Source organism: Pseudomonas sp. NPDC088322, assembly GCF_044740745.1.
GTDB classification, from domain to species: Bacteria; Pseudomonadota; Gammaproteobacteria; order Pseudomonadales; family Pseudomonadaceae; genus Aquipseudomonas; species Aquipseudomonas shirazensis.
In genome coordinates this window covers 296,528-309,269 of sequence record NZ_JBIURK010000001.1, presented here as the reverse complement: position 1 = coordinate 309,269, position 12,742 = coordinate 296,528, and the positions used below count along the sequence as shown (strand labels likewise).

Annotated in this window: 14 protein-coding genes; 5 read left to right on the top strand and 9 right to left on the bottom strand. The window is 62.5% G+C overall.

Annotated elements, in window-relative coordinates; translation table 11 throughout:
• Positions 1-118 precede the first annotated feature (118 nt).
• The 3 genes from ACIOAU_RS01415 to ACIOAU_RS01405 all read right to left on the bottom strand — a co-directional run bounded on the left by ACIOAU_RS01415 (position 119) and on the right by ACIOAU_RS01405 (position 3,732).
• Positions 119-1,180 (bottom strand): FAD-binding oxidoreductase, encoded by a 1,062-nt coding sequence (locus tag ACIOAU_RS01415; RefSeq protein ID WP_188035516.1) that lies wholly within the window; start codon positions 1,178-1,180, stop codon positions 119-121.
• Positions 1,181-1,350: 170 nt separating this feature from the next.
• On the bottom strand, positions 1,351-2,676 hold the full coding sequence (locus ACIOAU_RS01410; RefSeq protein WP_181088563.1) for an MFS transporter: 1,326 nt from the start codon (positions 2,674-2,676) through the stop codon (positions 1,351-1,353).
• A 78-nt stretch (positions 2,677-2,754) separates the two neighbouring features.
• Positions 2,755-3,732, bottom strand: coding sequence for a hydroxyacid dehydrogenase (locus ACIOAU_RS01405; RefSeq protein ID WP_150571542.1), 978 nt, complete (start codon positions 3,730-3,732; stop codon positions 2,755-2,757).
• Between the two features lie 232 nt (positions 3,733-3,964).
• Here ACIOAU_RS01405 and ACIOAU_RS01400 point away from each other — a divergent pair, with 232 nt between their 5' ends.
• From ACIOAU_RS01400 to ACIOAU_RS01385, 4 genes are all read left to right on the top strand, one after another.
• Positions 3,965-4,642 carry an RraA family protein gene (locus tag ACIOAU_RS01400; RefSeq protein ID WP_188035515.1) on the top strand — a complete coding sequence of 226 codons (678 nt, stop codon included), beginning with the start codon at positions 3,965-3,967 and terminating at the stop codon, positions 4,640-4,642.
• Between the two features lie 131 nt (positions 4,643-4,773).
• A complete protein-coding gene (locus ACIOAU_RS01395) occupies positions 4,774-5,955 on the top strand; it encodes an MFS transporter (protein WP_181106145.1) in 1,182 nt (393 codons plus the stop codon).
• Between the two features lie 279 nt (positions 5,956-6,234).
• Entirely contained in the window at positions 6,235-6,936 is a 702-nt protein-coding gene (locus ACIOAU_RS01390; protein ID WP_401179491.1) for an IclR family transcriptional regulator, read from the top strand.
• Between the two features lie 64 nt (positions 6,937-7,000).
• On the top strand, positions 7,001-7,642 hold the full coding sequence (locus ACIOAU_RS01385; RefSeq protein ID WP_150571539.1) for a TetR/AcrR family transcriptional regulator: 642 nt from the start codon (positions 7,001-7,003) through the stop codon (positions 7,640-7,642).
• Here ACIOAU_RS01385 and ACIOAU_RS01380 read toward each other — a convergent pair.
• Positions 7,639-8,421 carry a class I SAM-dependent methyltransferase gene (locus ACIOAU_RS01380; protein ID WP_188035513.1) on the bottom strand — a complete coding sequence of 261 codons (783 nt, stop codon included), beginning with the start codon at positions 8,419-8,421 and terminating at the stop codon, positions 7,639-7,641. The genes ACIOAU_RS01385 and ACIOAU_RS01380 overlap by 4 nt on opposite strands.
• A 94-nt stretch (positions 8,422-8,515) precedes the next feature.
• Here ACIOAU_RS01380 and ACIOAU_RS01375 point away from each other — a divergent pair, with 94 nt between their 5' ends.
• Positions 8,516-9,136: an energy transducer TonB gene (locus ACIOAU_RS01375; RefSeq protein WP_188035512.1), complete on the top strand. Its 621-nt coding sequence runs from the start codon at positions 8,516-8,518 to the stop codon at positions 9,134-9,136.
• On the opposite strand, the gene ACIOAU_RS01370 is transcribed toward ACIOAU_RS01375, so the two are convergent.
• The 5 genes from ACIOAU_RS01370 to tsaB form a co-directional block, all read right to left on the bottom strand.
• Positions 9,133-9,822 (bottom strand): extensin family protein, encoded by a 690-nt coding sequence (locus tag ACIOAU_RS01370; protein ID WP_188035511.1) that lies wholly within the window; start codon positions 9,820-9,822, stop codon positions 9,133-9,135. The two genes, ACIOAU_RS01375 and ACIOAU_RS01370, sit on opposite strands and share 4 nt — an antisense overlap.
• A gap of 6 nt (positions 9,823-9,828) precedes the next feature.
• Positions 9,829-10,659, bottom strand: a complete 831-nt coding sequence (locus ACIOAU_RS01365; RefSeq protein ID WP_101317183.1) for an oxaloacetate decarboxylase — start codon at positions 10,657-10,659, stop codon at positions 9,829-9,831.
• 30 nt (positions 10,660-10,689) lie between these two features.
• Positions 10,690-11,559: a DUF72 domain-containing protein gene (locus ACIOAU_RS01360; RefSeq protein ID WP_188035510.1), complete on the bottom strand. Its 870-nt coding sequence runs from the start codon at positions 11,557-11,559 to the stop codon at positions 10,690-10,692.
• Positions 11,560-11,562: 3 nt separating this feature from the next.
• Positions 11,563-11,850, bottom strand: coding sequence for a hypothetical protein (locus tag ACIOAU_RS01355; protein ID WP_101317179.1), 288 nt, complete (start codon positions 11,848-11,850; stop codon positions 11,563-11,565).
• A gap of 131 nt (positions 11,851-11,981) precedes the next feature.
• Positions 11,982-12,656: a tRNA (adenosine(37)-N6)-threonylcarbamoyltransferase complex dimerization subunit type 1 TsaB gene (tsaB, locus tag ACIOAU_RS01350; protein ID WP_181088571.1), complete on the bottom strand. Its 675-nt coding sequence runs from the start codon at positions 12,654-12,656 to the stop codon at positions 11,982-11,984.
• Between the last annotated feature and the right edge of the window lie 86 nt (positions 12,657-12,742).

The following is a 12,742-nucleotide window of genomic DNA, read 5'->3' as shown; positions in this document are numbered from 1 at the left end:
AGCGAAAGTCAAAAGCAGCGGCCCAAGAGGCCCAGTACAGCGCGGTCCTCCCGGGAGCAAGACCGGAGCGAGGGAACCCCGCAGAGCAGAGCAAAGGCAACCACCATAAATCCCGAAGCTAACCAAAGCGCTCAAGCCTACAAGCCGCCAGATCAGCAGCCTCCACGCCACTCACAATCTCCGCCCCCACCAAACGCCCCACGGTAGCAGCCAAAGTAACCCCAGGGTGCATCACACAAACGTACACACCACCGATGCCCGGCACATATCCAACAAGCGGCGCACCATCACTCGGCACAGGCCGCAAACCAACACAAGCCTCCACAACGTCGAGCGAAGCAACGCCATGCAACTCACTCTTGATCGCCCCAGCGGCTCTGAGCGCAATCGCCCCAGGCCGGTTATCGACCGCATCATCCAGATAATCCTCCGCCGCCAGCAGGCTCCCATCCTTGCCCTGCCGCACCTCCATCGCCGCATTGGACACAATCCCCCTGACAAGCCGACTGGGCGACCTGTAGCGGATATAGATGGCAGGTGAGGCCTCCAGCGCAAGCGAGTAACCCAAAGAGCCCATCAGCGCCGTAATACCCGTACCAGCTGCAAGCACCACTAGATCAGCATCGATTACCCCGCTGCTGGTTCGCACACCCGAGACGCGATCAGCGCTTTCGGTGAACCCCAGTACCTGGGTCCCTTCCATAAGCCTGGCACCATGACCCCGAGCACCTTCAATCAGCGCCCAGGTAACATCGACCGCGTTCAGTGCCCCCTCCTCTGCTGCATAAACAGCCTGAACAGGTGGATGCTTGAGATTCGGCTCCAGAGCCAGAATCTCAGCACAAGAGACTGTTGCGACCCCAGCAGACTTGGCACAAGCAGCCGGCATCGGCGAAATGCCATAGGTCAGCGCCCCTGTCCACTGCACATTCACCCCCGGCAACTCCGCCTCGAGGCGGCGGTAGTCAGCGATGGCAGCGGCTCGCAGCGGTGCGACCGGGTCTGCGCCGCTGCAGCAGGTATTGATCCATGCAAAGGACGTCGATGTCACACCAGACGCCACCCGCCGTGCTTCCACTATGGTGACCCGCACACCCAGCCGTGAGAGATGATAAGCCACGGAGGCCCCCACAATACCCGCCCCAACCACCACAACTGTCATCGCCGAACCTGTGTTCATCGTGCTCTCCTTGTCACCCGTGCGCATGACTATGTCTCACTAGCAGAACAGGATCTACAGCTGGTCCGCGGGCGCTGCTACAGCTACGGCCACAATGACGCATGCCGGGAAACGACGATGCCCACGCTCCTCAGAGAGAAACGCGGGCATCGGGGAACAGCTGAGGTAAGTTACTTGGCGACGACCGCACTGCCCGCCTGTTTCTCGAGTTGACGTTTGCGGCCGATTACCAGGACCGCGATGCCAGCCACACTACACAACGCCGCCAACGGCATCAGCGCCAGCGCGTAGCTACCTGTGGCATCGTGAATGGCCCCGTAGACGTTGACCATGATGCCGCCACCGATCAGGTTGGCCATGGCCCCCACCGCCGCCAGCCCTGCAGCCGCGGTTGACGAGGACAGCCAACCCGATACCAGCGCCCAGAACGGCCCTTTCATCGAGTACGCCCCGACCAACACCATGGTGAGCATCACCACTGTTGCTGGCAAGGATGATGTGAACAAGGTCATCAGCAAGCCTGCGGCGATCAACAGCATGGTCATCGCGGTGTGCCAGCGACGCTCGCCGGTACGGTCGGAGCTGCGCCCCCAGATGATCATCAGGACCGAGGCAACGCCGTAAGGGATGGCATTGACCAGGCCGATTTCCATGGAAGTCAGGCCAAAGGTCTTCAGCAGTTGCGGCGCCCACACACTCATGGTGCTGCCTGCAGCAGATGCTCCGGAATAGATAAGTGCCAGCACCCAGATATCTTTGTGGCGCAGCAGTTTCCACAGCGAAATGTGGCCGATAGCCGTCTTTTTCGAGGCTTCATCTGCCAGCCGCTGGATGAGCCAGCCGCGTTGCTCGTCACTCAGCCATTTGGCCTGCTCGGGACGGTCGGTCAGCACGAACAGACAGGCGATGCCCAGCAGTACCGCTGGAATGCCTTCAAGGATGAACAGCCAGTGCCAGCCGCGCATGCCCATCCAGCCATCCAGACTCAACAGCAGGCCAGACAACGGTGAACCGATGAAGTTGGCCGCCGGGATCGCCACCATGAACAACGCAACCATGCGCGCGCGGTAAGCCGATGGCAGCCAATAGGTGAGATACAGCAGCACCCCCGGGAAGAAGCCCGCCTCGGCGGCGCCGAGCAGAAAGCGCATCACATACAGGGAGTTGGCACCCTGGACGAACGCCGTACCTGCCGAGATCAGGCCCCAGGTGATCATGATTCGAGCGATCCAGATCCGTGCACCATAGCGTTGCATGGCAAGGTTGCTGGGCACTTCGACCAGGAAGTAGGCAAAGAAGAACAGGCTGCTGGCGAAGCCGAAGATCTTCGCGGTGAGCTGCAGGTCTTCGTTCATCTGCAGCGAAGCCATGCCAATGTTGCCGCGGTCGATGATCGCGATCAGGTAGCAGACGATAAGGAATGGCAACAGGCGCCAGGCGACACGACGCATCGTACTGCGTTCGAGTTCATCGGGCTGGAACGTGGTTGAAGTCATGGTGCTCTCCAATTGTTTTTTTTCTGGAGCGTGGCGGATGCGGTCCTCTTCAGCAGAGGGCCACACAGGTGTCAGCAATCAGTGGGCGAACAGGTGGCTGTTGACTACGCAGCGCGGGTCCAGCGCATCACCCGCCCATACATCCAGAACCTGTTTGAGTGCTACCAGACCCACGCGGTCACGCGCTTCGCTGGTATTGGCGCCGACATGCGGCGTGGCAACCAGGGTAGGCAGGCCCCAGAGCGGGCTGTCGGCCGGTGGTGGCTCGGGATTGAAGGTATCCAGACCAGCGCCGGCGATGCGCCGTTCGCTGAGGGCCTTGACCAGTGCCTTGGTCTCAATCAACTCGCCACGGGCGGTGTTGATCAGGATGGCGTTGGGACGCATGCGCTCGAGCTGAGCGGCGCCGATCAGGTTATGGTTGGAGTCGGTCAGAGGGCAATGCAGGCTGATGATATCGCTCTCGGCCAGTAAGCGATCGAAGTCCTCTTCACGCTCGACATGCGAGCGCTCTGGCAGCTGCTTGAGGTAGGGATCGAACACCTTGACCTTCATCCGCAGCGGAGCCACCAGATCCATCAGGATGCCACCGATCGAACCCAGGCCAATCAGACCCAGGGTCTTGCCCGCCAGCTCGATACCGTTGGCCGAGGCCTTGTCCCAATGCCCATCGCGCATGCGCGCATCCAGTAGCGCGGTTTGCCGGGCCACGCTGAACATCAAGGCGAAGGCAAGCTCAGCCACGGACTGGGCATTGGCGCCTACGGCAATCGATACCGGAATGCGGCGATCCGCAGCGGCCTGGATATCGATGGTGTTGTAACCCACGCCATGCTTGGCAATCACCTTGAGGTTGTCCGAAGCCTCGATCATGGCGCGGGTCAGTTCGCCTTGGCGGACCACGATGGCATCGGGCTGTTCAGCACGAATGATGGCTTCCAGCTCGTCCGCCGGCAGATAAGGCGTGGTGGGGACGATTCTGACGCCCTGTTCGGCGGCGAGGTTCATGGCATCGAGGGCAAGCTCGGGGCCGGTCAGCAGAATAGTACGAGACATCGTGGATACCTTGTTCTTGTCGGGGGCAGTCCAGCAGCAGTCTGCCGCTGAGGTGCGGCATGCCTGAACACTAGCATAATGAAATGCCGTTGCAAGAAAATTAAAACAACCCCATTGAAACCAGCATTAGAGCCATCAAAAATGCATTGCGGATTATTAAATGCAATGCCATTCTAAAAAACGATTCGACAGCAGTCGATGACACCTAATAAATCCAAGAGAGGTATGTCACATGAGCGTTGGCTTCCAAGTGCTTGAGCGCGCACGCAAAGTCGGGGATGAGTGGGTCGCACGCTACCGTGAAGTGCCGGTAGCCAACGTCAGCGACTCGATGAATCGCATGACGGCTGGCGGTGCCCGCCTGCGCCCGATGCACCGCGAAGGCGTGCTGTGCGGCCCTGCCCTGACCGTCAAGGCCCGCCCTGGTGACAACCTCATGCTGCATTACGCCATCGACATCGCTCAGCCAGGCGACGTGATCGTGGTCGATGCCGGCGGTGATCTGACCAACGCCCTGATCGGCGAGATGATGGTGGCTTATGCGCTCAAACGCGGCGTCTCCGGTATCGTCATCAATGGCGCCATCCGTGATGCAGCCAACATTGGCGCAGGTGATTTCCCGGTATTTGCCGCAGGCATTTCGCACCGTGGCCCGTACAAGGACGGCCCAGGCGAGATCAATGTGCCGATCGCCATCGATGGTATGGTGATCAAGCCCGGTGACCTGATGATTGGCGATGACGATGGCTTGCTGTGCGTGCCCTATGACCATGTCGCTGACGTCTACGCTGGCGCCACCGCAAAGCACTCTGCCGAAACTGCACAAATGGAACAAATTGCCCGAGGCACCAACGACCGCTCCTGGGTTCTGGCGTCCTTGAAAAACAAAGGTTGCCTGCTGCCAGGCTGATTGATCATGGGCTGCGTACCTTGCGCTGGGGTGCGCAGCAGCTGAGAGGTCGGTATCGGTGGCGGGTCTACTGAGGATTCGCACACTTGTCCGATTCACCATCAGCGCATCGCCAGCGCTGGCCCGCCGCCGTGCGGGCACTCGCGCATCGCAATTTCCAGATCTATTTCGCCGGCCAAGGCGTCTCCACACTTGGCAAATGGGTCCAACAGGTCGCGTTGGCCTGGCTGGCCTATCATCTGACCGGCTCCGCCGTGCTGCTGGGCCTGATCACCTTTCTCTCGCTGGCGCCGCAGTTGCTCATTGGCCCGTTGGCTGGCGCATGGATCGACCGGCACGACAAGCGCCGCCTGCTGATCATCGTGCAGTCGCTGTTGATCGTGCAGTCGCTGGTGCTGGCGGTTGCGACCTGGCTTGACTGGGTAGACGGCCCCTTCATTGCTGTCATGGCCTTGTTGCTCGGCCTGCTCAATGCTCTGGAAACACCTCTGCGCCAGGCACTGATCGGCAGTTTCGTCGACGACAAGGCCGACCTGCCGAACGCGCTGGTGCTCAATGCCATGCTGATCAACGCCGCGCGCTTCGTCGGCCCGCCATTGGCCGGCGGGCTCATCGCCCTGGCCGGCGAAGCCGCCTGTTTCGCCCTGACGGCCGTGACCTTCGTGGCGCTGCTCGCGGGCTTGCTGAAGGTGCGCGGCAGTGACAGCCCCAAGGCCAGCGGCTCCACCACGCAGGTGTTTCGCGAAGGGCTGGCGTACATGTGGCAGACGCGCAACGTCCGCCAGCTACTGATCAACGTGATCATGGTCAACCTGCTCGCGTCTTGCTACGCAGCGCTGCTGCCGATTCTGGCCCGAGCAGTGTTCGCGGGCGATGCGCAGGTGCTTGGCTGGTTATGGGGCGCTGCCGGCGCGGGCGCGTTCGCCGCCACGCTGGTGCTTGCCGTGGGCGGCACCCTGCCACGCCTGCGCCAGTTCACCAATGCCGGGGCTCTGCTGTGCGCGGGCGCACTGATCTGTTTGTGGCTGGCTGGTTCGCTACCGCTGGCCCTGCTGGCGCTGGGGCTGTTGGGCTTTGGCATCACCTTGAGCAATGTCAGCACCAACATGCAGCTGCAAAGCGACGCACCCGGCCACTTGCGCGGTCGGGTGATCGCCTTCTATATCGCCATGCGTTTCGGTTTTGAGGCCCTGGGCGGCATGGCCGCAGGCCTGATCGCAGCACGCTGGGGAGCTCCGGCGACCCTGGGGATCGCCGGAGGTGTGCTGGTGACGGCGTTGATAGCTCAACACAGCGTGGCTCGCCGCAAGTGAGCAGTCAGGCTGCCTGAGCCTGGCCGTGAGATGCCCGCCGCTTGGCGGGATCGCCCGGCCAGAGCAGCATCAAAACGCATAGATTGCGCCAGCAGCAGCCCGCCAGCCCGACGACAGTCAGCCATTGCTGATGACCAGCAGTGCAGACATCGCTGGCAGGCTCTTTTCATCTGGCGCACTGCGCGTGTTACGTTGGCGAGGGCCGGCCGTTGTTGGATAATCCGGTTTTCCGCCCTTGGGTATGACTCAAGGGTCTTCAATGATTGTGAGGATTCACAGATGGTTAAAGCGCGGCCGCGGCCTGCGGTGAATGGTGTGGCATCGGCAGACCGTGTTTTGACCGTGTTGACTGCGTTTCAGATAGGCGATAGTGCGCTGACCCTGGTGGAGCTGGTCGAGCGCACCGGACTCATCAAGAGCACGATCATGCGCTTGATGGTATCGCTGGAGAATCACGGCTTCGTTAATCGCATGGCTGATGGACGCTATCAGCTGGCGAGCGAAGTGATGCGCCTGAACACGGTCTATCAGGAGGCTCTCGACCTCGAAAGTCACGTGTTGCCGCGCTTGCAGTATCTGGCTGAGCAATCGGGCGAAACCGCATCGTTCTATGTGCGCCACGGTGCCTATCGCATGTGTCAGTACCGCATAAACTCTTCGCACCGCCTGCGGCTGAATCTACAACCAGGCGACATGCGCCCGATGGACGAAGCAGCGGGTGCGCAGGCCCTGCGCGCTCCGTTCAAGGTTGGGATCGCGCTGAAGAAACCCTACTTTTCCAAAGGCGCCACCGACCCGCATGCCGCTTCCGTGGCATTGCCGATCTATGGTGCGCAGCAGGAGCTTATGGGTGCTCTGGTCATTTCAGGGCCGGCCAGCCGCTTGACCGTGGACTATGCCGAAAGCCTGGAGCCGATGTTTTTCGAAGTCGCTCATGACCTGATGCGCAGCCTGGGCTACAAGCCTGACGGCTCGGCTTGACGATTGATCGACCACTACAGCCGTAGCGCCTTTGAACCGGTAAGATGGCTTCCTGTTCACCAAGATGCAGACCCTGATGCCAAACGACGCACCCATCGGCCCTGGCCGGCCGAAGGACCTAGCCAAACGCGAGGCCATCCTTGAAGCTGCCAAAGCGCTATTCCTGAGCCTTGGCTACGCCAACACCAGCATGGATGCGGTCGCCACGGCGGCAGGTGTTTCAAAACTGACGGTCTACAGCCATTTCACCGACAAGCAGACCCTGTTCGGCTCGGCGGTGATGGCGACCTGCCAAAGCCAATTGCCGGAGCTGATATTCGAGCTGCCCGACGGTGTGCCGATTGACCAGGTGCTGCTGAACATCGCGCGAAACTTCCACGCGCTGATCAGCAGCGACGAGTCGGTCAAGCTGAGCCGGCTGATCATGGCCCAAGGCAGCCATGACCCAAGTTTTGGCCGGTATTTCTATGAGGCCGGGCCCAAACGGATTCTTGCCGAAATGGAAGCACTGCTACGCAATGCCGCTGACCGTGGCTTGTTGCGCGTCGACAGCCCGTGGCGAGCGGCCGAACACTTCTTCTGCCTGATCAAGGGCGCGCCGGATTATCGCTTGCTGCTCGGCTGCGCGCCGCCGTTGGTAGGCGCAGAGGCCGAGGCGCATGTGCGCGAGGTAGTCGAGCTGTTTGTGCGGGCGTACGCGCCTTAGGCCTTGAGGGCTTTTTTCGGGTAGATGTCGTAGCGACTCGATTTGCCTTCCAGGCTGTGGCTGGGCTTGGGCCCGTCAATGATCGGCGCCTTGCGCGGGCGCTTGACCACTACGCGATGGCTGGCCAGTGCCAGCGCGGCAGCCAATAACGCCGGAGCATCGAGGTCGTCGCCCACCAGCGGGCGGAACACACGCATCTCTTTTTTCACCAGCGCGGTCTTCTCTCGATGGGGGAACATCGGGTCGAGGTAGATCACCTGGGGTGGCTCCCCTTGCCAGGCGTGCATGGTGTCGATGGCGTTGCCGACCAGCAAGCGCATGCGCTCGACGATGGACCCGACTTCATGGTCGTCACGCGCGCGCTGCAGGCCGTCGGCGAGCAACGCGGCAACCAGCGGCTGGCGCTCGATCAGGGTCATCTGGCAACCGAGGCTGGCCAGCACGAAGGCGTCCTTGCCCAGGCCGGCAGTGGCATCCAGTACCTGCGGGCGCACGCCCTGGGCCACGCCGACCGCCTTGGCGATCATCTGCCCGCTGCCGCCGCCAAACAGGCGCCGGTGCGCGGCTTGACCTTCAACGAAGTCGACCCGCACCGGCCCTGGCGCCTGCGCTCCGAGCTGCTGCAGTTGCAGGCCGTCGGCGCCGATCTGCAGCGCCACGGCGGCGCTGTCGTCGTTCAGCGGCAAACCCAGTTGCACAGCCCACTGCTGCGCCTGGGCCTGGTACTCGGGCGCCAACGCCTCGACTGTGATGCCCGTGCCCTGCTCTTGCTCTACCATCCGATCCTGCACCCGAAAAAATTAATGAAACCCCGGCCACGGCCGATACACGCAGTATCCGCTATTGTGCCAGAGCTGAACCGCCGCGACTGCCATGACAGACACTCTTCCCATCGGCTTGACCTACCTGTCGCCTGTCGGCAACTACGGTCGGCAGAATACCCAGGCACTCGGTGGCGTCAGCCATCTGTGGCAGGATTTCTTCGCCCGAGCGATGGCCGACCAAAGTGCTGTCGAAGTGGACCCGGTCAGCCAGGCGCTGCAGCAGCATGACCAAGTCAGTGGTGAGCCCACCGGCGGCGCCCGCGCCTTGGCATTGATCGACCTACAGCGTAGCTGTCAGGTCAGCGACACCGAGGTCAAGCCACCCGAGCCGCTGTTTCTGCCCAAGGCGGAGCTTGAAGCCGCACTGCTCGAACCTGCACCAGAGCCGTTCAGCGCCGCCGAGATGATCGAGCAGCAGCGCGATATGGACCTTACCAACAGCTGGTTACGCCCGGTCGTCATGCACCAGGGCCAGCCGCTGCCAACGCCTGGCGCCGCCCCCGCGCCGCGCCCGCTGTACCTGCCGATTGCCGAATTCGACATGGACTTGCTCGACCCGGCGCCGGAGCCGTTCGATCAGCCGACCCTGACGCTGCAGCAGCACGACCTTGAGTTCGACATGCACTGGGCACGCCCGGTGGTGCTGAACAACGTGCGCGTACATGCCTAACGGCAGACCTGCCAGACGCCCATGTCCAGGTGAAAATGATTGTGATGAGCAGCGTTGTAGTCCGGGCCTAGCACCGTACTGAAGCTGGCACATGCAGCCTTGCGCACCTCGCGCAGAAACTCAGCCTTTTGCCCGCCAACCTGCCAGTCCTGCGCCAGCACGATGCGCTGGCCATCCTTGAGCCGAAAAGCGCTGATATCGAGGGCGTTGGCCGTCGCATGCTGGCTCAGGCGCCCTTCCTTGCGGTTGTACACATTGCGACAGGCAAAGCTGCCAAGGTGCTCGACCCTTGTCACCGGCTGGCCAAACACGCGCTGCGCGGCCGGCTGCAAGCCATGGGTCTCGAACAAGGCATAGGCCACCGCCAGCGGGCAGCTGGCGAGGAAACTGCTACTCAGGCTGGCCTGGCCTGCCTCGACCCGCCACACATTGCTCAAAGGGCAGCGCGCGCTGGCCGGGCTGTCGGCCTGGGCGCGATAACGCAGGCCGGAGCTTTGCAGGGCTTGTTCGCACAGGGCTGGATCCTGGCGCAGCCGCGACAGCTTGTACGCGGTCAACCAGTTAGGCGGCTGGCGTACGTCGAGCGCTGCCCATGGGTTCCAGGCGGCAGGCGGGCGCCAGCCCAGGTACCAGGCTTGCGCCGCCGCCAGAGAGAGGATGACCAGCAGCCAACCGAGCCAGCGCATCAAGGCTTAGCGACGGAACAGATCGTTGAGCTGAGCAAACGGCATGCTCTGCTCGGCGTAACTGAAGGTGCCCTGCTCGCGGATTTCCAGCGCTGCCCGCTGCAGCGCGCCAAAGGCCGCGCGGGCCAGTGACGAGCCGACGCTGATGCGGCGCACGCCAAGGTCCTGCAGCTGGTTGACGTTCAATGGCACGCCAGCCAGGCCCATCAGCACGTTGACCGGCTTGGGTGCCAGCGCCTGCACCACCGCGCGCACTTCGTCGGCGCTGCGCAGGCCTGGTGCGTAGAGCACATCGGCCCCCGCTTCGGCGTAGGCCTGCAAGCGCAGGATGGTGTCGTCGAGGTCCATCCGCTCATGCAACAGGTTTTCCGCGCGGGCGCACAGGGTGAAGGTGAACGGCAGGCTACGCGCGGCCTGGGCGGCGGCACGGATCCGCTCGACGGCCAGGCCCATGTCATAGATGGGGGCATCGCTGCGGGTAGTGGCGTCCTCGATCGAGCCGCCCACCAGGCCCGCCTCGGCCGCGCGCAGGATCGCCTGGGCGCAGTCTTCAGGCAAGTCGCCAAAGCCGTTTTCCAGGTCGGCGGCGACTGGCAAGGCGCTCGCATCGACGATGGCGCGGGCGTTGTCCAAAGTATCGTCCAGGCTCAGCGCACCCTCGGCATCGGCGCGGCCGAGGCTGAAGGCAAGGCCGGCACTGGTGGTCGCCAGCGCTTCGAAGCCCATGCTGGCCAGGAGTTTGGCCGAGCCGGCGTCCCAGGGATTGGCCATGACAAAGGCACCGTCACGCTCATGCAGCGCCTTGAAGGCCTCAGCTCGCAGGGTTTGTACATCCATGATCACTGGCTCCGGCAGATTGACGAGTGGTCAGAGTAGACCCAGCTGTTCGACCTCAGGCGCTCGTGGCAATTCCGCCAGTGCTGGCAACCCCGGCAGACGCTCGCTCAAGCGCTGGTGAAAGTGCTGAGCCAGGGCCGCCGCTTGCTGGTTATCGGAAGTATGCAGAAACACATAAGGGCTCAGGCCGGCTTCGATCCACTCGGCGACCTTGCTCACCCATGGCGTCAGGAACGGCTCGTTGCCAATCACTTCAGGCTGGCCGATGAAGCGCACCTGTGGGTGCTGGCTGAAAGCAGCCGGACGCGCTGGTACGCGAGGCTTCTTGCTCTGCGCATGCAACACGGCAGGCTCGCGTGAGGTGCAGCTGAACAACGCACGCGAGTCCAGACAGATGCGCTCGACACCCATGCCATGCAGCAGACGATTGAGCGACCGCTCTTCTTCGCCGCGAGCGAAAAAAGCGTCGTTACGCACCTCGACTGCAACCGGCACGCCGATCTCTTGCAGAAAGTACGCAAGCTCGGGCAACCGCGAAGGGCCAAAGGTGGCCGGCAACTGCAGCCAGTACGGCGCGACCCGCTCACCCAGCGGCGCCATCAGCCGGGTAAAGGCCAACCCTGCCTCAAGTTGCTCACGTAGATCACCGCCATGGCTGACTTCACGCGGGAATTTGGCGGTGAAGCGAAAGCCGGGCGGCATGATCTGCGCCCAGCGTTCTACCGTGGACGGTGCCGGGCTGGCATAAAAGGTGGTATTGCCTTCGACGGCGTTGAAGACCTGGCTGTACAGCGCGAGGTAGTCAGTGACGCGGGCATCGGCGGGGTAGAGATAGTCGCGCCAGGCGCTTTCGCTCCAGGACGGGCAACCGAGAAAGTATGGCAGGGGCGATGGCTTCATCCATCAAATGTACAGATCAAGCCCCAACACTTCCATATCCCAATCGGTGAATCCTGCAGTCGCCATGTAGCTGGCCAGAGCGGTTGCAGTGCGCCGGTCGCGGGCGCGGGGAAAAACCATGTCCTGCTGGCGGGCGGGCAAGCCACCCGCGCTGCGGCGAGTGCGGGTTTCCTGCGCAACCTCGGACTCTTCGATCAGCTCGGCATCTTCGACTGCTTCGTCACGCACCGGTGCCTTGCGCGGTGCGCGCTTGATCGGATAGGACTGCGGTGAAAAGCCGTCGATACGCATGAAATGAACACTCAGGATCAATGATGGCAATTTAGCAGCATCAGAGATCCATCGCTAATGCCGTTGTGATAACTGGACCACAGTTCTCACCAAAGGTTTAGCGCAAAAGTAAGCAGCCGACGAACAGCCGCTTAAACCGCCTTGGGCGTGGCCACGTTATCGCGCAGATAAACCGGTTGCGCCTGGTCGGCGGCGACCGCTTCACCGCGGGCCCAGGCAAACCCGGCCAGGCTCAGCACATCGAGCGCGCTGGGTAGCAAGCTGGTGTCCATGGCGCTGACCGGTACCGCCAGGCGCTCGTGGTAAACCCAGCCAGTGCCGGCGCCGAACCAGTCGCCGCTGCTACCATCCGGCAGCGCTACCCGCTCCGGCGGCAGCACCGCTTCGCGGCCAACCAGGCGCATCTCGCCAGCAGTGGCCTGATAGCAGCCCCAGTAGACTTCATCCATGCGCGCATCGATGGCTGCGGCAACCTGAGCGATGCCACGCTCACGCAACACGCCTTGGGCCAGCGCGGCGAGGTTGGAAACCGGTAGCACCGGCCGCTCCAGGGCGAAGGCCAGGCCCTGGACCACGCCAATGGCAATGCGCACGCCGGTGAAGGCGCCAGGGCCGCGACCGAAGGCGATGGCGTCGACAGCGCTAAGCGCCACGCCCGCGTCGGCCAGCAACTGCTTGATCATCGGCAGCAGCTTTTGCGCGTGCAGACGCGGGATGACCTCATAGTGGCTGGTGACCTTGCCGTCATGCAGCAATGCAACGGAACAGGCTTCGGTGGCGGTATCCAGGGCCAGCAAGGTGGTCATCGAACGGGTTTCCAGACGCAAGAAAAAGAGCGCCAGTATAAACGACAACGGCCCGCAAGCGGGCCGTTGTCGTATGCAAGGTAACG

Coding starts and splice junctions, on each gene's coding strand:
- ACIOAU_RS01355 (WP_101317179.1), bottom strand. CDS start 11,850: ATGCGTATCGACGGCTTTTCACCGCAGTCCTATCCGATCAAGCGCGCA.
- ACIOAU_RS01365 (WP_101317183.1), bottom strand. CDS start 10,659: ATGGATGTACAAACCCTGCGAGCTGAGGCCTTCAAGGCGCTGCATGAG.
- ACIOAU_RS01410 (WP_181088563.1), bottom strand. CDS start 2,676: ATGACTTCAACCACGTTCCAGCCCGATGAACTCGAACGCAGTACGATG.
- ACIOAU_RS01360 (WP_188035510.1), bottom strand. CDS start 11,559: ATGAAGCCATCGCCCCTGCCATACTTTCTCGGTTGCCCGTCCTGGAGC.
- ACIOAU_RS01385 (WP_150571539.1), top strand. CDS start 7,001: ATGCAGACCCTGATGCCAAACGACGCACCCATCGGCCCTGGCCGGCCG.
- ACIOAU_RS01375 (WP_188035512.1), top strand. CDS start 8,516: ATGACAGACACTCTTCCCATCGGCTTGACCTACCTGTCGCCTGTCGGC.
- tsaB (WP_181088571.1), bottom strand. CDS start 12,656: ATGACCACCTTGCTGGCCCTGGATACCGCCACCGAAGCCTGTTCCGTT.
- ACIOAU_RS01370 (WP_188035511.1), bottom strand. CDS start 9,822: ATGCGCTGGCTCGGTTGGCTGCTGGTCATCCTCTCTCTGGCGGCGGCG.
- ACIOAU_RS01400 (WP_188035515.1), top strand. CDS start 3,965: ATGAGCGTTGGCTTCCAAGTGCTTGAGCGCGCACGCAAAGTCGGGGAT.
- ACIOAU_RS01380 (WP_188035513.1), bottom strand. CDS start 8,421: ATGGTAGAGCAAGAGCAGGGCACGGGCATCACAGTCGAGGCGTTGGCG.
- ACIOAU_RS01405 (WP_150571542.1), bottom strand. CDS start 3,732: ATGTCTCGTACTATTCTGCTGACCGGCCCCGAGCTTGCCCTCGATGCC.
- ACIOAU_RS01390 (WP_401179491.1), top strand. CDS start 6,235: ATGGTTAAAGCGCGGCCGCGGCCTGCGGTGAATGGTGTGGCATCGGCA.
- ACIOAU_RS01415 (WP_188035516.1), bottom strand. CDS start 1,180: ATGAACACAGGTTCGGCGATGACAGTTGTGGTGGTTGGGGCGGGTATT.